We start from the raw sequence: 655 nt of genomic DNA on the forward strand, positions 1-655 counted from the left end.
GCACGCACCACCACAAAGCGGCCGTCCGGCGTCTCAAGGAACGGCTCGCCCTGCGTCAAGAGCCGCCTCCGTCCATCGCTGGGGCGACTTTTCGCAACCGAAAGAAATACCTCCGATCATCTCCCTCGACGACCATCATCCCGGCGACTTCGCTGTGGTCGACGCGCCTGAAAAAGTCGGTGATCGGCTGGCGGTCGTAGACCATCGCGGCGGTTTCCGCGCCGTCGATCATTCGAAGGGCGAGCATCGCCGTGGTGCCGCGGGCGCGGAAGATCTTCTGAAGGTACGAGAACCAATTCCGGGCGACGGAGGTCCGGCCGAAGGAGGCCAAGCGGATCACTGTCGCGATGGGGAAGAAGGACGGTTCGATCGGAACCAGCCGGCCCGGCCGCCACTGGAAGAGCAGGGCGTCTGCCTTCAAGTCGGGGTGGAACCGCTTGCCGAACCATTGAAGGTTCTCCAGCACGCCGTCGAGCGGGTGATCAGCCGCGATCCCTTCGCCGCGCCAGAGGCCCACCATCTCTTCCGGGAGCACGGGATCGAGCGTCTGAAACCACTTGCGTCTGGCCTTCTGCAGATCTGAAATCATTCCGTACCTCCGGTCCGGTAATGAGGACAGATCACGAGAGTTCCGGAACGATGATAACGAAGAAGG

At 62.6% G+C, this 655-nt stretch carries 1 protein-coding gene; it reads right to left on the bottom strand.

Annotated elements, in window-relative coordinates:
- Positions 1-55: 55 nt before the first annotated feature.
- Positions 56-589, bottom strand: a complete 534-nt coding sequence (locus ACPYOJ_RS34590; protein WP_481420260.1) for a GXWXG domain-containing protein — start codon at positions 587-589, stop codon at positions 56-58.
- Positions 590-655: the final 66 nt, after the last annotated feature.

It is taken from the genome of Rhizobium sp. SVR5-9E, assembly GCF_056755095.1.